The sequence below is a fragment of the Nostoc sp. CmiVER01 genome (assembly GCF_034531135.2).
Lineage (GTDB): Bacteria > Cyanobacteriota > Cyanobacteriia > Cyanobacteriales > Nostocaceae > Nostoc.
Genome location: NZ_JAVRBU020000003.1, coordinates 293,137 through 310,260, shown reverse-complemented (window position 1 = coordinate 310,260; position 17,124 = coordinate 293,137). Strand labels below are relative to the sequence as shown.

16 protein-coding genes and 1 tRNA gene are annotated in these 17,124 nt (G+C 42.9%); 6 read left to right on the top strand and 11 right to left on the bottom strand.

Annotated features, from left to right (window positions below):
- Positions 1–41: 41 nt before the first annotated feature.
- Positions 42–293 (bottom strand): hypothetical protein, encoded by a 252-nt coding sequence (locus RMZ43_RS06260; RefSeq protein ID WP_322646186.1) that lies wholly within the window; start codon positions 291–293, stop codon positions 42–44.
- A gap of 71 nt (positions 294–364) precedes the next feature.
- Here RMZ43_RS06260 and RMZ43_RS06255 point away from each other — a divergent pair, with 71 nt between their 5' ends.
- The 3 genes from RMZ43_RS06255 to RMZ43_RS06245 all read left to right on the top strand — a co-directional run bounded on the left by RMZ43_RS06255 (position 365) and on the right by RMZ43_RS06245 (position 3,863).
- A complete protein-coding gene (locus tag RMZ43_RS06255; protein ID WP_229460451.1) occupies positions 365–700 on the top strand; it encodes a ribbon-helix-helix domain-containing protein in 336 nt (111 codons plus the stop codon).
- A gap of 524 nt (positions 701–1,224) precedes the next feature.
- Positions 1,225–3,246 carry a GAF domain-containing protein gene (locus RMZ43_RS06250; protein ID WP_322655174.1) on the top strand — a complete coding sequence of 674 codons (2,022 nt, stop codon included), beginning with the start codon at positions 1,225–1,227 and terminating at the stop codon, positions 3,244–3,246.
- 8 nt (positions 3,247–3,254) lie between these two features.
- Complete coding sequence (locus RMZ43_RS06245) at positions 3,255–3,863, top strand: SRPBCC family protein (RefSeq protein ID WP_322655173.1); 609 nt, start codon at positions 3,255–3,257, stop codon at positions 3,861–3,863.
- Between the two features lie 97 nt (positions 3,864–3,960).
- Here RMZ43_RS06245 and RMZ43_RS06240 read toward each other — a convergent pair.
- Positions 3,961–4,033 (bottom strand) — tRNA-Glu (locus RMZ43_RS06240).
- 322 nt (positions 4,034–4,355) lie between these two features.
- Between RMZ43_RS06240 and RMZ43_RS06235 the strand changes: the two genes are divergently transcribed.
- On the top strand, positions 4,356–6,275 hold the full coding sequence (locus RMZ43_RS06235; protein WP_322655172.1) for a cation:proton antiporter: 1,920 nt from the start codon (positions 4,356–4,358) through the stop codon (positions 6,273–6,275).
- 199 nt (positions 6,276–6,474) lie between these two features.
- Here the strand turns inward: RMZ43_RS06235 and RMZ43_RS06230 are convergent, their stop codons facing one another.
- Both RMZ43_RS06230 and RMZ43_RS06225 read right to left on the bottom strand, forming a co-directional pair.
- Positions 6,475–7,134 carry a cytochrome b N-terminal domain-containing protein gene (locus RMZ43_RS06230; RefSeq protein ID WP_322655171.1) on the bottom strand — a complete coding sequence of 220 codons (660 nt, stop codon included), beginning with the start codon at positions 7,132–7,134 and terminating at the stop codon, positions 6,475–6,477.
- Positions 7,135–7,396: 262 nt separating this feature from the next.
- On the bottom strand, positions 7,397–8,092 hold the full coding sequence (locus RMZ43_RS06225; RefSeq protein WP_322655170.1) for an esterase/lipase family protein: 696 nt from the start codon (positions 8,090–8,092) through the stop codon (positions 7,397–7,399).
- A 619-nt stretch (positions 8,093–8,711) separates the two neighbouring features.
- Here RMZ43_RS06225 and RMZ43_RS06220 point away from each other — a divergent pair.
- A complete protein-coding gene (locus tag RMZ43_RS06220) occupies positions 8,712–10,376 on the top strand; it encodes a hypothetical protein (RefSeq protein WP_322655169.1) in 1,665 nt (554 codons plus the stop codon).
- A 147-nt stretch (positions 10,377–10,523) separates the two neighbouring features.
- Here RMZ43_RS06220 and petJ read toward each other — a convergent pair whose 3' ends face one another.
- From petJ to RMZ43_RS06200, 4 genes are all read right to left on the bottom strand, one after another.
- A complete protein-coding gene (gene petJ / locus RMZ43_RS06215) occupies positions 10,524–10,868 on the bottom strand; it encodes a cytochrome c6 PetJ (protein ID WP_322655168.1) in 345 nt (114 codons plus the stop codon).
- Between the two features lie 255 nt (positions 10,869–11,123).
- Positions 11,124–11,543 (bottom strand): plastocyanin, encoded by a 420-nt coding sequence (petE, locus tag RMZ43_RS06210; protein ID WP_322646193.1) that lies wholly within the window; start codon positions 11,541–11,543, stop codon positions 11,124–11,126.
- Between the two features lie 395 nt (positions 11,544–11,938).
- On the bottom strand, positions 11,939–12,430 hold the full coding sequence (gene psbV / locus RMZ43_RS06205) for a photosystem II cytochrome c-550 (RefSeq protein ID WP_322646194.1): 492 nt from the start codon (positions 12,428–12,430) through the stop codon (positions 11,939–11,941).
- A gap of 132 nt (positions 12,431–12,562) precedes the next feature.
- A complete protein-coding gene (locus tag RMZ43_RS06200; RefSeq protein ID WP_322646195.1) occupies positions 12,563–12,781 on the bottom strand; it encodes a hypothetical protein in 219 nt (72 codons plus the stop codon).
- Positions 12,782–13,685: 904 nt separating this feature from the next.
- Here RMZ43_RS06200 and RMZ43_RS06195 point away from each other — a divergent pair.
- Positions 13,686–15,134 (top strand): MFS transporter, encoded by a 1,449-nt coding sequence (locus RMZ43_RS06195; protein ID WP_322655167.1) that lies wholly within the window; start codon positions 13,686–13,688, stop codon positions 15,132–15,134.
- A gap of 66 nt (positions 15,135–15,200) precedes the next feature.
- Here the strand turns inward: RMZ43_RS06195 and accD are convergent, their stop codons facing one another.
- From accD to RMZ43_RS06180, 3 genes are all read right to left on the bottom strand, one after another.
- Positions 15,201–16,151, bottom strand: a complete 951-nt coding sequence (gene accD, locus RMZ43_RS06190) for an acetyl-CoA carboxylase, carboxyltransferase subunit beta (RefSeq protein WP_229453450.1) — start codon at positions 16,149–16,151, stop codon at positions 15,201–15,203.
- A 212-nt stretch (positions 16,152–16,363) separates the two neighbouring features.
- Positions 16,364–16,576 carry a hypothetical protein gene (locus RMZ43_RS06185; protein WP_322646197.1) on the bottom strand — a complete coding sequence of 71 codons (213 nt, stop codon included), beginning with the start codon at positions 16,574–16,576 and terminating at the stop codon, positions 16,364–16,366.
- Positions 16,577–16,814: 238 nt separating this feature from the next.
- Entirely contained in the window at positions 16,815–16,961 is a 147-nt protein-coding gene (locus RMZ43_RS06180; protein WP_322655166.1) for a hypothetical protein, read from the bottom strand.
- Positions 16,962–17,124: the final 163 nt, after the last annotated feature.

Sequence of the window (17,124 nt, the reverse complement as noted above, 5' to 3'; positions counted from 1 at the left end):
GGTGAAGCGGGGGTTAGAATTGACCAGAAAATTTTCTGGTCTTATATCGGTACAGTATTCCTTTGTCTGTACCCCCCGCTTTGTTGATCTAGTTCTGGTTTTGCAATCAGCGCACTAATGCTGAGATGTCTAAAGTCATAATTACCCTCTGTGATTTGCCCCTGATTTCGGCTACCATCGCCCATAAATAAATACTCCACTTCCATAGCAGCCGATTCCCAACCGGTTCGGCAATTGGTGGCACACAAAATTGAAGTAGAGATGGGGTAAATGGATTTCACAGAAAATTTCACCTATTGAATATCGCTTTAAACATACTACACTTGTATTACTATCTTGTCTATACCTTTAAGGAGAAATAGTGATGCATACGATCGCTCGCACCCCAACTACCGATATGGAAGTTACCAGCATCCGCCTAGAACGGGAACTAAAAGATAAGCTCAAAGAAATAGCTGGCAATCAGGGATATCAAGCTTTGATCCGAGATATCCTTTGGAATTATGTCCAGCAAAAATCAGGTGAATGGAAGCCTCGATTTTCCCGAACCGACATTCGAGCTAGCATCGCTGCCACAGCTCAGCAAGAAGAACGCTGTGTACTCACAGGTCAACTAATTCAACCCCAAGAACCGATGTTGTTAGGGCTGACCAGGAATGGCGATATGGTTCCTCTGAGTATCGAAAGTTTGGCTGGATAGTCTTATATTCAGGCAATGCAGCTCAGTTATTTTTGCTAAATAATTGGGCTGCATTCAGTATTTAGCTTGATTTTATCTAAGAAATAAAACTTATTGTTAAGAATGTTCAAATTAAGAGAAAAATAAAATTTTACAAAATATTTAAAATAGCTCCAGTATTTTTACGGTTATATTTTAGTGATTTTCCCTGAGATTCCAGAGAAATTACGGTTTATGTATACTTACAGACAGGATATTCTAAGTCACAGTTAGTTAATTATCTCAATATTAATAAGATAAACCAGCCAAAATAATCAGGCTGGGACATTTTAGAATATCCTAAGTGTCTCACTACCTATGTAGCAATTTGCTTAATATAACGAGAACTTGGCCATCTTCTATAGAAAAGGGCTATAACAGGTGAGAGAAAGTATTCATACAAGAATTGTCAATTATCAAGGTGGAGCAACACAACTAACGGTGAAGAATATGCCAACCAGTTGGGTGCAAAAACAATGGAGTTATTATCTGAGGGCGTGCCAAGAATGAAAAAGCCTTTATCGTCGCCGCCACATTATGTAGATGACATAGATCGACTACAACCTTACCAAGTCAAGCTGATGCAGCATCAGGAAGAACCTGCCCACAAGTTGGTAGAAAAGATTAACCAAATCATTGCCAATAGCTCCACTACGGCCTTGATGCTGCAAGATATTGCCAAATTGCTAGGAGTTGTCTTTCAAGTAGATTGCTGCTGCTTAGTTTCAATAACGGGTGAGACATCCGACGAAGCGATTACTAGTAATTGGTGTGCTGATGAATATCTAGCGTTACCACAACAAGAACAGATGTTTTCGATGGAACAGTTGCTTATGCACTCGCCAGTGCTGCAATGTGCTGCTGAACCATTGACTATTGAAGATATTTCCATCATTCAGAACAGTCTGGTAATTGGGTGTCAATATTTGCCACTACCGATAAAAGCAGTTTTGGCAATTCCCACCCGGTTTGGTGACAATAATAATGGCGTGATTAATCTGATAAAATTCCAACCCTATGATTGGAGTGAATCAGAAAAACAACTGCTAAAACAGGTGGAATCGGCTTGCGCGATCGCTTTTTCTCGCGTAGCACAAGCCCAACTAATTGCTCATCAACAAGAGTATCTGCAAAAGAGCAATCAGTATCAAAGCTTGATCAAGCAACTAACATTACTGAACCGTAGCAACTTGGAGCTTAACCAAATGCTCCAGTTAGTTATCGCCTCTACTGCCGAATCTCTACAGGCAGATCGGGGTTTGCTTATATTACTAAAATATACAGACCCACTATTTAGAACTCAAGCTAAAAAACAAATTCCGAAAGCGAAGGCTAGAGTGGTTGGTGAATGGGCTAAGGAAACACAAATTTCTCGCACTACTAAACCAGATACCTTAGAAGATGAGTCTTTCTTGCTTTCAGAGTGTGGTTTATGCCAGCGTGCCTTCATAGATTCTGCTAAACCAGTAATCTTTGATAATTACACAGAGCAAAATGATACTTCCTCAGCTGCTGCATTATTTGCAGTAGAGCAATTCCCTGCGGTCTTATTAGTACCATTAGAGAACCAAGGTAAAATTTTAGGATTCTTGGTGCTACAGCAAGCTGTAACTCGCGGTTGGCAAGCAGCAGAATTAAATCTTGTGGAACTGGTTTGTGCTCAAGTAAGTAATGCCATAATTCAGTCACAGACATTGCGCCAAGTGCAAACTTTGGTAGATGAGCGGACAGCGAAACTACAGAGTAGTCTCGAACTCCAAGCAAAGTTGCATGAAAGAACCCGGCAGTATGTAGAGCAACTACAGAAACTCAATGAACTCAAAGATGAATTCTTGAGCAACATGAGCGATCGCTTACGCTATCCTTTGACAAACATGCTGATGTCAATTCGGAACTTACGTTTGCCAGGAATTGCGCCAGAGCGTCAGGTTCGATACATGGATATCTTAGAGCAGGAATGTACAAAAGAAATTAACTTGATTAATGACTTGTTAACACTCCAGAAACTAGAGTCGTCTCACGAAGCCCCGCAATTAGAATCTATAGATTTAAATACTAGAATTCAGAATATAGCAGCATCTTTCGAGAAAAAACTCGCAGAGAAAGGATTAAAGATTTCTATAGATTTACCAGAGGAATCACTAAAACTGCAAACGGAACTGGAGAGTTTTGACCGCATCCTGCAAGAATTGTTAACAAATGCCTGTAAATATTCAGAGCATGATACCATTGTCCACCTGAAAGCCTCTCACCAAGTTGATCGACAAATTGATCAAGTTATCATGAAGGTGACGAATACAGGGCATGCCATCTCTCAAGAAGAAGCGACTTATATCTTTGACAAGTTCCGTCGCGGAAAAGGGCGCTGGACTCCAGGGACTGGCTTGGGACTTGCTTTAGTCAAGTCTTTAGTGCAGCATTTGAATGGAGCGATCGCAGTTGAAAGTCTCCCAATTTCGGATTCTGAACAGAGCGAAATTTGCTTCACCCTAACTCTGCCCCAATTTTCTGACGAAAGCAAATCATAATCCTGAAAGTGACTAAACAACAGAACACAACAGAGAACCTTGATTTCCAGTCTCCTAGTGATGACATCAACCTCGAAGGGGATTTGACTGCTGATGCAGTCGTGGCAGCTAAGGTAGAAGTTCAAATTGAGAAAATAGCAGAGCGACAGCGACAAATCACCGCCAAAGTCCAAATTCCCCAACCAGTAGAACAAATCTGGAAGGTTCTGACAGATTATGAAGCCTTACCTGACTTTCTCCCCAACCTCGCCAAAAGTCGTCTAATCGAGCATCCTAATGGTGGTATTCGACTAGAGCAAGTAGGCTCCCAGCGCTTACTAAGTTTCAATTTTAGTGCGCGGGTAGTTCTGGATTTGGAAGAATACTTTCCCAAGGAAATTAACTTCCGCATGGTGGAAGGAGATTTTAAAGGCTTTTCTGGTAGCTGGTGCTTAGAGCCTTATTATTCTTTCGGTGAGTATGTCGGAACAAATCTATGCTACACAATTCAAGTTTGGCCTAAACTCACTATGCCAGTGGGAATCATTGAAAACCGACTGAGCAAAGATTTACAGTTAAATCTTCTCGCTATTCACCAACGTGTAGAAGAGTTAGCTAGCAAAGAACCTTCCGTATAGTTAAACCATCATCCAGGCTTTTGTCTGGATGATGATTTAATTTATAGATTTCTCGCAAAAAAAAATACTTTTTGTTTGCTTTTTGATTGTTTTTAAGTACCCCCAGGGGAATTCGAATCCCCGTTACCTCCGTGAAAGGGAGGTGTCCTAGGCCTCTAGACGATGGGGGCATCGGACTCAGACCTTTTATAAGGTAACTAATTTCTTAGCCTTTGTCAATAGCTTTTGCCAAAAAAAGTTTGTGGCGGCTAAACTGGGTGGAGGCAAGAGCTTGAAGAGGATAGAAATACATGGAGATACCAAAAGAATTCTGTAGATACTTTTGTGGCAAGCCGCAGGGTTCATCAGCGTCCGGCATTGGGAATTTAAAGAGACGCTTAAATAGAAAAGCTAAATTCAGCAATGGCAGAGGGTATGATGTTGTACCGTGTAAAGTTAATATCTACGGTTTTTTATAAAAGATTTTGAAATAAATCGCTCAAAATCTCCAACATGGAAGCATCTTTTGAAATTACCTTACAGATGGCGATCGCCGTCCTTGCAGGCATTAGCGCTCAAGTGCTGGCTGCATACTTTCGGATACCCAGCATCGTTTTGTTATTGTTGTTGGGCATCTTCTTTGGCTCTGATGGCATCGGGCTGTTGCATCCCCATTTACTAGGCACTGGCCTGGAAGTTATTGTTGCCTTAGCAACGGCAATCATTTTGTTTGAAGGCGGACTTAACTTGGATCTGCGAGAGTTAGGTAGAGTTTCAGTTAGCCTGCAATTGCTCGTCACTCTAGGAACACTGATCACATTGGTTGGTGGGAGTATGGCTGCTCACTGGCTGGGTGAATTCCCCTGGAAGATAGCTTTTCTCTATGCTTCTATTGTTGTGGTAACAGGCCCAACTGTTGTTGGGCCGTTGCTCAAACAAATCAATGTAGATCGGCAAGTAGCAACACTCTTGGAAGGAGAAGGGGTTTTAATTGACCCTGTAGGGGCTATCCTCGCCTTTGTCGTCCTTGACACGATTTTAAATGGCGATGCTGACCCCATTAATGCGATCGTCGGTTTGCTGATGCGTTTGGGTGTTGGGGCGGCAATTGGTGGTGCTGGCGGTTATCTGATGAGTTTGATTTTCAAACGCGCCAGTTTTCTGTCATTCGAGCTAAAAAACTTAGTGGTATTGGCGATACTTTGGAGCCTATTTACCTTATCGCAAATAATCCGCAGTGAATCGGGAGTAATGACAACGGTAGTTGCAGGAGCAGTTTTTGCTAACTCCTCAGTCCCAGAAGAACGCCTGTTAAGGAGCTTTAAGGGTCAGCTGACAATTCTCAGCGTCTCGGTACTGTTCATCTTATTAGCCGCTGATTTATCTATTGCCAGTGTGTTGGCTTTGGGTTGGGGTAGTTTATTCACTGTTTTGGTATTAATGTTTGTCGTTCGCCCAATTAATATCCTCTTGTGTACCTGGAACAGTGACTTAAACTGGCGACAAAAACTGTTTTTAAGCTGGGTTGCTCCTAGAGGAATTGTTGCTGCCTCTGTTGCTTCTTTTTTTGCGATTTCGCTGACACAGCGCGGCATTAACGGCGGTGATTCCATCAAAGCTTTAGTTTTCTTGACAATTATCATGACTGTTGTCTGCCAAGGACTAACAGCTGGTTGGGTTGCTAAATGGCTGCAAATCACTTCCAAAGACGTAACTGGGGCGGTGATTGTAGGTTGTAATCCGTTAAGTCTTTTGATTGCCCGCTTCTTTCAAGAACGGGGGGAAAACGTGGTCATGATTGATACTGACCCCGAATGTCTTGTACAAGCCGAGGCGCAAAATCTGCGGGTGATTGCTAGCAGTGGGCTAGATGCTGCTGTTTTGGAAGAGGCAGGACTTGCCTCTATGGGTACTTTTTTGGCTATGACTAGTAATGGCGAGGTGAATTTTGTTTTGGCTCAACGAGCAGCTGAGGAATTTAAGCCGCCGCGCGTCTTAGCTGTTTTCCCCCGCGATCCGCAAGCGAATATTTCGGTTAGTAATAAAGTTAATCAAGCTTTTATCCCAGATTTAGCAATTAAAACTTGGAATGAATATTTGAATGATGGGCGTGTCAAGCTAGGGACAACTACGCTAGATGAGTTGGAGTTTTCTACTCAATGCGACCGCATCCAAGAAAAAATTCGGACTGGAGTATTAATACCGCTATTGATAGAACGAGAAGAACGCTTACAGGTAATGCCAGCTAACCAAGAGTGGGAAATTGGCGATCGCATTATTTACCTGTTGCATGACCCCAGACCTAGCCTTTTAAAACGCTTATCTGGTGCTACCCAATCCACTCCCCTCGCTCTAGAAAAGCTACCAGAGGTTGAAGACCTATCCCTTTCCCAATTACCTCAATTGTCAGCTAGTGAGGCTCCTGGGGGATGAGGCAGGGGAGGCAGGGGAGGCAGGGGAGGCAGGGGAGCAGGGAGCAGGGGAGAAAATGCTGTAATTTCCACGCAATAGGGATTTTAAAGCAAATAAATTTATTTCAAGATGGATAGCACAAGAAATAATGCGTCCAAGATCAAGCCCATAAATAAATTTAGAGCCTTCTTCCTCTGCCCCCTGCCCCCTTTCCTCTTTATTAGCTTTGGGAAGGAATAAATTCGCTTCCTGGTGATTGTTGCGAATTATCAATTTCTGGTCTGGGCGTTTCTTGATACACTTCCCATTCTTGCCACAGTAAAGCAGATAAATGCACTATGGCAAGAATTAGGGTCGCCACCGAAATCAGATAACTGTGAATTGTGTAAAGGTGTTGGATAGTAGTTGTGTTAATGGCTCCACCGCCAGTTAGGATTTCGCGGAGTTGCCCACCAATAAAAGGAATGGCTTCGATGGTTCCTAGTTCAATGTTAAAACGCCAGTATCCCTCCTGAGTCCAATCTAGAATCATCGCTGTCCAATTCAGTGCGATCGCACTTAGGGTCAACAAAATCCCACTAATCCAAGCAGCCAACCAACTCTTGCGAAATTGCCGACCTAAAAACATCACTACAATTTGAATCAGAGCGATCGCAATTACCGCGTTACCAGCAATATCATGCGCTCTCCAAAACAACCACCCGTATGGCAGTTGTGTATTAATCATCTTCAATGAGTTATAAGCTCCGCCTGCTGTTGGTTCATAGTAAAAAGACAGCAGAACTCCGGTAGAGATATAAATTAAGCACAGAGTCAGAATCACGACCGATATTATCGTTGCTACTCGTCGCAGAATCCTATCGAACTGGGTGCTTTCCATAGTTCACCCCTCCTGTTCTTAAGTAAGTATTTATTACTATTACAATTTTAGCTAATAAATATTAATAAATGTTGCACTACTCAAATTTTTAAATTAAATATATTAAACGATTCTTGATGAGCTAACTAGCTTGCCTCAGACTTAAGTCTGAAGCTAATAGCCCAAGTCCACTCAAGTGGACTGAAATTGTTTACTAGTCATTTTTATACATAGCCTAGCAATGAATTACTAGGCGATTGTTGGGACTAGCATCAGATATCAGTTAAATCAAATATTGTGCCCAAGTTTTTAAGGGTTCTGCGGAACCATACCAAATCCCGGGACTTCTGGGAGAATGCCTCACACCTTCAATCACCAGATTTTCTGCCCCTTCTAGGTGAGCAGCTTCAATGGGTGTGATTCCATCTCCCCAAGTGTTACCTTTACCACAGGTTAATTGGTAACTATTGTAAGCTAACCAACTACCGCGTCGCCTTTGTCCAAAGATAGTTTTGCCAGCCACACAAACGTAATTAACGTTTTTGTAAAAAGCTCCTGGGTAGTTATTGGTGACAAAATCTAGATTGGAGCGCGTCCAGCGTTCTTGACTAATATGGGGTGTACCCAAGGTGATGAGAGTACCAATCAGTGGATGACCTTCCCAGAGAGATGGTTTGACATTACCGCGCCCTAAATAAGGCTTTTCTCCCATGTAGATGCGGGATATCCAACCTCCTGCTGAGTGAGCAATTAAGTTAATTTGAGTAGCATTATGTTGCTCTAATGTCTGCTTGATTGTAAGATCAAGTTGTTGCAAAATTGGCGTTACAGGTCTTCCTCCAATAGTGGGTAGCCAGTCACGCCGTCGCAGTGGTACTGTAACAGTTGGAAAATCTAACTGTTGTAGGGATTGTTCTAGTTGGTGGTAAGCGATCGCGCTTTCTAGATATCCAGGTACAATAACTGTTGGTAACGGCATTTTAAATTTTGGATGCAATGTATTGATAAGGGTTTGAACTTTTTTGACGAAGAAGTAGTCAAAAGTTAGAATTGCGATCACACAACTGACTCTTTTTATAAAAACCCAAATAGCTTTGGTGGGGTTAGGGCTAAAATTTCAGTAAAATTGTACAATTTGCAACAGATTTAGGGACTGCTGATGTGGTAGTATTTTCACATAGGGGCTAGTCATAGGATTAAGTAAGTGTGGCATCTGTTACAGAAGTGTAGTTGAGTAGAAAACAGGAGAAAAAACAAAGCAACTTCAAGAGATGTTGTTATCTGCTCAAACTTGCTTTCAGTTAAACTTTAATAAATATCCGAGATATTAATTCTAATTGTGTGCGTCATAACAATAAGAAAAGAAATCAAAAGTAGTAGTTTTTAAAATATTTCTTTAGCAAGCTCAAATTGGAACACATGATACAGCGTCATTGATCGATTAAAAACTTGAATAAATGGCAATTTTGGCGTTTTTATTGCCAGGATATGAAGTTATTATTTCTTTAGTGGGATGCATATCTCGCAATATCTTGCAAGATAATCAAAAAGATAAAACGCTAGTCAACTGCAACTGAGTAGAGTGAACGATAACAGCTATGTCTTACGTCTCCCTGTTTAGAAATATACCAGAACTTTTAAGCCAGCCAATTGGGATAGCAGCTATAGCTTCTCTTGGCATCCACGGTGCGATCGCGATGATTGTGCCATTGATGCCTATGGATTCTAGCAAACCCAAAGATACAGCATCATCAAAAACCGTCGGACTTTTGGAATTGAGCCAAGCCGACCAAAGCCGTTTGCCACAAAGCACACCCCAAGTTGGTTTACAGCAACTTCCTCCAATAGCACCACTTTCTGCCCCCAACTTTAGCGCCCAAACTCTATTGCCCCCAGTGGCACCAGCGCCATCCAGTCAGCTAGTACTGCCTCCGCTACCCGCATCATCGAATAACTATCGAGTTTCCTCCTTACCTACAAGGCAGTCTTTGCGAATGATTCCTAGTGGGAATTTGGGATTTGACGCCTCTAAATTTGATAGTTCTAAATTCAATAACAGCCCTAAATTTTCTCGATCAGTTCCTAGTGTAAATGTCAGTAATACCAAATACGAAGCACCTGTGCCGTTGGGTGTAAATAGATTACCAGAATTGCAATCGCAGAAAATACCTGATGATAGTCTGCAAAAACCGTTGGGTGTCAATAGATTGCCACAATTGCAGTCGCAGCAAATACCTGATGATATTCTGCGGAGTGCTCAATCTCCAAACTTATCTGATACTAACCCCATTACAACAGCACAATTGGCGCAATCGGTTAATAATGCGTCTAGAATTGCTCAAAACCCGTTGATAACTTCTTTAAAACAAGCTCCAAGGGCTGGGGATAGCTTAACTTTAATGAGGGGAACCGCGTCACAAGCACCCGATTTATCTGCCAAAGGAACTCAACTGGCCATAGCACAGCTAGACTCCTACGCAAACCTGAGAAAAGAAGTCCAGCAACAATACCCCAATGCTGAACAAAAACCAGTCATCCGCCAAACATTACCCACCAAGAAGCCGAATCTTGAAGGTGCTGTTTTGGGTGTATTAGTGGTAGATCCTGATGGTAAAGTCTTAGATATCAAGTTTCAAGACAAGTTAGTTTCCCCGGAATTGAAATCAGAAGCAAGAGAATACTTTAACAAGCAATCCCCCAAGGGAGATAAACGGATTAGTTCCTATCCATTTAACCTAAGTTTCCAAAACAATATTAGCAATACTACTGGGGCTACTCAATTATCTGCACCGGGAATCAATAACAATCAGCTTACCCCCAAACCATTTCCTGAATTGCGAATCAGAAATAATCAACCTGGTTCCTCATCTACAGGTATTCTTAAACCATTAACTGCACCAGAAGTTAATGGCAATCAGCCTAAGTTCTCACCAACATCTGCTCCCAAACCATTATCTGAACTACGAATCAGAAATAACCAGCCTGCATCCTTTTCAACAGGCACTCTTAAACCATTATCTGCAACGGGAGACAATAGCAATCAACCTACAACTTCACCAGCAATTACTTCTAAACCATTCCCTGAACTGCAAATTAAAAATAACCAGCTTACGCCTTCATCGGCGGCTACTACTTCCGAATCATTATTGCTGCCAAGAGTCAATAAGAGTCAGCTGACACCCTCTACTGAATCGGATGGGAAATTAGTAGAACGGTTGCGTGAATTGAAGGAAAAAAGAGAAAAGTCTAATCCAGAAAAATAATCGCCAGATAGCTATTTGAAAGCTGGTGCTTTCTAACCATTGGCATTGTTACCTTTTATTCAGCCCATCCCAAGTGATAAAGTGCGGGATAGGCTGATTTTTATTGGCAACTAAACTGATAAACTGAAGCGGGTTCGGGAACAGTCTTTACCAGCCTTGTTCTGCATTCTGAAAAACGTAACCAGCTACCTCCAGAATCTCCTCAGAACTCAACTTGCCTTTAAAGGCAGGCATAGCATTTTTACCATTTTGCACTTGGTGGATAATCGCCTCGATTGAGTCGCTATCATAATTTTCTAAGTACTTTAACAATGCTTCCTTTTTCAAAGTTTTCTGGCTAATAAGGATATTACCGCCACCTATATGGCAAGAAGCACAGTTAGCCTCGAAAATTTTAGCACCGTTAGATATTTCGGCAGCTAGTGCTGGACTAATGAATATCAAGTTGAATAGAGCGATCGCCAACAGTAGAATTAATAAAAGTATTCTCAACAGAATTTCCTCGCAACAAGCCTCCAGCAAGAGTATAAACGCGATTAATGCCTGATTAAGTCAAGTTTGATCAAAATTGGCGGTAACGAGTTTACCCCTCTATTGCCACAGGTTACTTAGCATCTTAAGGGAGGATAAGACTCGTTACCACCATTTATCCATTGTATGCGTCACTCTAGGAGTGTGATGTGTTGCTATGAGCTAATTTCAGAGAATAAAAGCTCAGAAAATCATCTCGTGTGAATGAGGATGTTTCTAGCCTTGGACAGTGATTGTACCAACCATGCCAGCACCACGGTGGGGTTCGCAGTAGAAGGTGTAGTCACCAGCAGGTGCGTCTGCGGGGAAGGTGGTTGTTTCTTTTTGACCAGCACTCATCAGCAAATTCTTATGAGACAGAGATTTTGCTAAAGCGGCATCCTTGGCGGGGTTTTTGGCAGCATCAAACACAACATTATGGGGAGGAACTTTATTGTTGACCCATTCAATTGTGTCACCTGGTTTAATTGTCAGCTTTTTCGGTTCAAATGCCAGCATTCCTTTATCGCTACCCAATTTCACCTTGTAGGTTTCAGCCGAAGCACTGGGAGTAAAAACAGCAAAGCTGCTAACAACTAAAAGGATTGTCAACACAGCTAAACTAAGACGTCTCCAGCTTGCCGAGATCAATTTCATGGCTCTCTCCTAAGAAACAATTTTTTTTTCCTTTCTCATTTTAAATAAAATCAACGCCAAAGTATGACAATCTGTCATAGATACAATTTTTTTTTCAAAATAGGGAGCAATTTATTGCAAAAAGTTGGGCAATCAGTAATAAATACTAGACTGCCATAGCCCAAAAAGCCTGTGAATAAAGGCAAACGGTAAAATAAAAGATTTTTATTTTTCTTTAGGAAGATTTTGACTTTTGAAGAATTTTTTGTGACCCAAACAAGAATATTTTGTGCTGCTGCAAGAACGAAAGCAGCTAAACTTTGGTGAAAACTGGGGAATGGGGAATGGGGAATAAGGAATGCCATACCCTATGCCCTATGCCCTATGCCCCAATGACTCAGCACTAATTCCAGGATTTAGTAATAGATTTTTCCACCTCCCCACTTAGTGCCGACGATTTTGGGTTGTAAAAGAATATGACCGGCGACCGCCTCCAAGTCATCATCTGTCAGATTTCGCATTGCTGTGAAAATATCTGCACTTTTGATACTAGGGTGGATTTCGGAAATCTCTTCTTCTCCGTCGTAAGTAGTGGGATTTTTCAGATAATCCACCAAGCCTTCAATGTTATTACGGTTGGGTGTTGCCAGTGCCAGGTCTTCTGGAGTGAGTCCTACGTTCTGATTTGTTTTGGTAACTCCCCCAGCATGACATTGGGCGCAAGCGTAATTAAATAAGCGTTTGCCTTCTTTGACTTGTTTAAGGCTAAGTACGACAGTATCACCCTGAGCATTTAATGGCACTGTCCGGGTAGCTTTGTCGAGTTCCACTGCTGTCGCGCTACCAACAAGCAACTGAAACGAGAGTAAAACAGTAGCCACAACAACGCCAATTAGTCTTCTAAACATGTTTCCCCTTAAAGATTTTGACGCTCAACACAGCTAAGAAAGCGATTCTCAATCTCCAAGCTGCTAATTGCTAATGACTCTTTGTTTTTTATCATTAGTTATCAGTGATTAGCCAAAGTCCGAGATAACCCTTCAGGTATCCTCGCGATCATCGTCCATCGAGTCGCTAGTACCTTTTGGGCCTATTTCAGACGATATTTGGGAAATAATTGCCTTTGCATCTTCTAACGCCAAACGAGTCTTTTGGTGTTTGTAAGGAATTCCCAGTTGGTTGCACAGAGAAAACACTTTTTCTACAGGAACGCTGTAGTCGGCTGCTATCTCTGCGATTGATAGGTCTGCAAAACCCATAATGCTTGTTAACTGATAGATAGAGATTGAGTCGCTGTAATACCAATATCACGTTAGGAGTGCAATTTGTTGCCCAAAATACTGTTTGGGAATCGGGAAGGGGAGTGGGGGGAGCAGAGGGAGCAGGGAGAGCAGGGGAAGAACTTTTAACTCTTAATTAATTACATTTAGGAAAATTAACGAAAAACTGCTGCATCATGAAGATGAAAGGGGCATGAACTATGCTATGGGCAATCATCCTTTGCCCAAATCCGTTCGTCTTTGAAAAGTCGCTACTGCTAACAAAAATGTGTACCTATCACGGTGTAGCGTAGTTAACTACCGCCAATAATAGACCTCTTGCATAAATCAAAAATAAAGAACCTCACCCCGCATTTGCTGAGGCAAACGCTCCCCTCCCGAAGAGCCTACGGTGTATACACAAGTCTGAAATAGTTGAAAAACCCAAGGTTTTACCCCACCCTAACCCTCCCTTTATAAAGGGGAGCCACTGCGTTGGGCGGGCAATGCCCGACTTGAAGCATGTGGCGTGAGGGAACTAGATTTCTTGTTTCCCCTCATAATAAGGGGGGATTAAGGGGGGTAATTCGACTTGTGTGTACACCGTAGCCCGAAGAGCGGGGAGGGGTTGGGGGTGGGGTGTTAGGGACTTTTGCAAGAGGTCTAATGACGATCGCGATCGCCAATCCCAAAAAATTAAGTAATCTTTTCTTGACCACAGACAAATAACAGTCTCTCTTATTACTTGTACCTTGTGTTATTAAGGAGTGATATTTTACTTATTTGAAATTTTGGTTGAAAATTGCAAGCTAAAATAACAAAAACTTATCAAAAATGCTGATGGAAGCATACTGATCTCAACAACCGGATTTATGTCAGGATGTTTTACTCATAAACATACATTATGGATTTTGTTCAGGTTGAAACAACTGCATCACGGACTCTAGAAATTCCCCAGATTGCCTTACCGCCCACAGCACTTTCTCCAACCTCTCGAATTCCCAAGGATGCGATTCGCACTAGTTTAAAAGCCTCCACTACAGATTCTGTCTTAGCAGCGATTTACTCCCTTGGAACTGGCGGAATTTTACTCAGCAATTTTTTGGTGGAATTGGGTGCTAGTCCAGTGGTATTTGGGATGCTTTGCTCTATCCCCATGTTGGTCAATCTTATTCAGCCGTTGGGTGCTTACTTGTCTGAACGTAGCACCAGCCGCTTTCAATATTCTCTTCGGACACACGGAATTGGTCGGCTGCTATGGCTGGTTCTAGTAATCGGTATTATCGGCCTCAGCCTGGGGGTGATTAATACTCACCAGCTAGTGATATTGACACTCTTGATTGTTCTATTCAGCAATCTTTTGGGAGGACTAGGAGCGGCATCATGGCTAAGTTGGGTAGCAATGATAGTTCCCCGGCAATTGCGAGGTAGGTATTTTGGGATACGCAATAGTGCTGCTAGTCTCACCAATTTGGTTTGCGTACCAATAGCTGGTCTAGTTGTATCACATTGGTATGGTGGAAGTATTCAAGGCTATGGGGTGGTTCTGCTGATAGGTATAGTGTTTGGGATTATGGGATTGGGGTGTCAATATTTCCAGGTGGATATGAATCCGCGATGCCTACGGCAGCAAGCTACGCAAAACACTTATTATGGCAAGTTACCTCAAACAAATGAGATTGAACAAGAGGCAAAGGAGCAGGGAGTAGAGAGCAAGGGGGATAATTCAGATGAGGATTTGGCCCCCCCTGTTGCGCCAGCTTCTAGCATCTGGAAAAACTCTAACTTTTTGAAATTTCTGCTGTATTTCAGCTTCTGGGCGCTTGCTGTTAATATCAGCAGTCCTTTTTTCAACCTCTATATGCTCGACACGCTCGATTTAGACGTGAGCTATGTGACTATCTACAATAGCCTTCAAGCGGCGGCGACTCTGGTGATGCTCATCGTGTGGGGCAAATTAGCAGACAAGATAGGCAATCGTCCCATCCTGATCTGTATTGGGATTTTAGTTGCAGCCACACCACTGCTTTGGCTGGGGATTGGTGCTGATCGCCTTGACATTTGGTTATGGTTACCCCTGTTACACATCTTGGCTGGAGGTACTTGGGCGGCGATTGACTTGTGTAACAACAATATACAGTTAGCGATCGCACCAGTTAAAAATCAGTCTATCTATTTTGCGATCGCAGCTGCCGTTGCTGGAGGGAGTGGTGCTTTAGGCACAACTATAGGCAGCTTCATCATCCAATTTGCTCAGTTTGGAGGCTTACTGGGGTTGTTCGCCCTCTCTAGTCTATTTCGACTAGCAGCCCTTGTTCCATTGCTTTTTGTCAAAGAGCCGGAGAGAGCATGAGGAGGATAGGGGGATAAGGTAGCATTTTCTCCCTCTGCTCCCCCTGCTCCCCTTGCTCCCCCTGCTTTATTCGGCGGCAGTAGAAGTCAAGGACATTGTTTCCCACAACACCATCTGAGGTGTTGTTAGTACAGGCTGGTGTAGGGCAATCAGCTGGGCTAGGGTGTTCTTTAATTGGGTACGGGGTACGATATCATCAACAAAACCGTGCAGGAGTAAATCTTCAGCAGTCTGAAAATCATCGGGTAGTTTTTCCCGCAGGGTTTGCTCAATCACTCGCCGACCGGCAAAACCAATGGTTGCCTTGGGTTCTGCCAAAATGATATCGCCTAACATCGCAAAGCTAGCGGTAACGCCGCCTGTTGTGGGATTGGTTAAAACAGGAATATATAATAATCGCGCATCTTTATGGCGCTGTAGGGCTGCGGAGATTTTCGCCATCTGCATCAGGGAGAGCATTCCTTCTTGCATTCTCGCGCCACCAGAAGTGCAGACGATAACCACAGGATAGCGTCGTTGAGTGGCTTGCTCAATCATGCGGGTGAGTCTTTCTCCCACGACTGAACCCATGCTACCACCCATGAAGCGGAAGTCCATAACCCCAAGGGCAATGGGCAAACCATTGATTTGACCTAAACCAGTTTTAACCGCGTCTATTAAGCCAATTTTTTCCTGCATTTCCCGCAGGCGATCGCTGTAGGGTTTGCGATCGCGAAATTCGAGCGGATCGGTTGGACGCAAATGCTCGTCTAGCGGTTTCCAGGTATTATGATCTATCAATTGACGGATGCGCTCATCGCTGTCTACCCGATTGTGATGACCACATTCAGTACAAACCATCTGGTTGGCTTTCAGGTCTTTTGTATATGCCAACACACTGCATTTAGAACATTTATGCCATAGCCCATCAGCAATTTCACGTTCTTGGCGTTCGAGGCTGGTAGATCCTGACTTCCGTCGATTTGCAAACCAATCAAATAGAGACTTTAAACCGCGTGATTCTTCGTTGTTAGCCATTTTTTATTTTATTTTAAGTGGGTATGAGGTCGAAAACATGCCAAGCCGTATCGAATTATCCTTAGCCCTTCGTCATTTGTCTTTATTAATGACTAATAGCTACATCGTCAAAGTAAGCTTTTAAGCAATTCAGACTTTAATTTTCATCTTTGGTTGCCAGCTTAACGAAAATACTTATGCCAATACAAGTCCTTGCTCTTTTTTCAGCAGACTTAATTATATGGACATACTGACAAAGCCATGAGAATACCAACCTCCAAATAAGATGCTTTCCCCCTCCTACCCAAATCAATGATTTGTATTGCTAGGTTATGACCAATCAGCATCTGTTGCACTAGTTGTGATTGCCAACGGTTAATCGTCGTTAACGGATTACGGAAGTCCCCACCTTCTCTGCAAGACGCTAACGCGAACAATGTATTCATAAGGTGGAGATTATGAGCGGCTGATGACGATTGCATCCAGGATATATACGGAATACCGATTTCTCGGATATTATAGTTAGCAAGAAAGGCAGAGGGCAGGAGGCAGAAGGCAGAAGGGAATTCTGATAGCGTAGCGGTAGCGAGTCATCGAGCGTCTTCCTGCCCTCTGCCACGACCGAAGTCCGTAAGGGTTGAGAGCAACAATCCAAAATCTCTGCCACAGGTGTGTGTCCTGCAATCAGTGTAGGTCTGTTCGCAAAGCTTCTCCCAAGGGGAGACGCTTACACTGCAAGAGTAAACCTTCTGCCCTCTGCCTTCTGCCTTCTTCACTGTCTTGACCATCAATGCCACAAGCGAAAACCAAGCCTACAGGTATGTGTTGCAAGAAAACCCTTCCCTACGGGACGCTACGCGTAGCTTGCTTCTCCGAAAGAGTAGGGCAGAGCTATGGGTAAAAGATTTGAGTCTTGGGAATCAGAATTTCTGCCTTTGGACGGATGTTAGACCAATAGAACTACGGAGTTCTCTTGGGTATTCCCGATGAATTG

Excerpts from the sequence above, each read along its gene's own strand:
- RMZ43_RS06255 (WP_229460451.1), top strand. The coding sequence starts at position 365 with ATGCATACGATCGCTCGCACCCCAACTACCGATATGGAAGTTACCAGC.
- RMZ43_RS06250 (WP_322655174.1), top strand. The coding sequence starts at position 1,225 with ATGAAAAAGCCTTTATCGTCGCCGCCACATTATGTAGATGACATAGAT.
- RMZ43_RS06235 (WP_322655172.1), top strand. The coding sequence starts at position 4,356 with ATGGAAGCATCTTTTGAAATTACCTTACAGATGGCGATCGCCGTCCTT.
- RMZ43_RS06230 (WP_322655171.1), bottom strand. The coding sequence starts at position 7,134 with ATGGAAAGCACCCAGTTCGATAGGATTCTGCGACGAGTAGCAACGATA.
- RMZ43_RS06225 (WP_322655170.1), bottom strand. The coding sequence starts at position 8,092 with ATGCCGTTACCAACAGTTATTGTACCTGGATATCTAGAAAGCGCGATC.
- RMZ43_RS06220 (WP_322655169.1), top strand. The coding sequence starts at position 8,712 with ATGTCTTACGTCTCCCTGTTTAGAAATATACCAGAACTTTTAAGCCAG.
- petE (WP_322646193.1), bottom strand. The coding sequence starts at position 11,543 with ATGAAATTGATCTCGGCAAGCTGGAGACGTCTTAGTTTAGCTGTGTTG.
- psbV (WP_322646194.1), bottom strand. The coding sequence starts at position 12,430 with ATGTTTAGAAGACTAATTGGCGTTGTTGTGGCTACTGTTTTACTCTCG.
- RMZ43_RS06200 (WP_322646195.1), bottom strand. The coding sequence starts at position 12,781 with ATGGGTTTTGCAGACCTATCAATCGCAGAGATAGCAGCCGACTACAGC.
- RMZ43_RS06195 (WP_322655167.1), top strand. The coding sequence starts at position 13,686 with ATGGATTTTGTTCAGGTTGAAACAACTGCATCACGGACTCTAGAAATT.
- accD (WP_229453450.1), bottom strand. The coding sequence starts at position 16,151 with ATGGCTAACAACGAAGAATCACGCGGTTTAAAGTCTCTATTTGATTGG.
- RMZ43_RS06185 (WP_322646197.1), bottom strand. The coding sequence starts at position 16,576 with ATGAATACATTGTTCGCGTTAGCGTCTTGCAGAGAAGGTGGGGACTTC.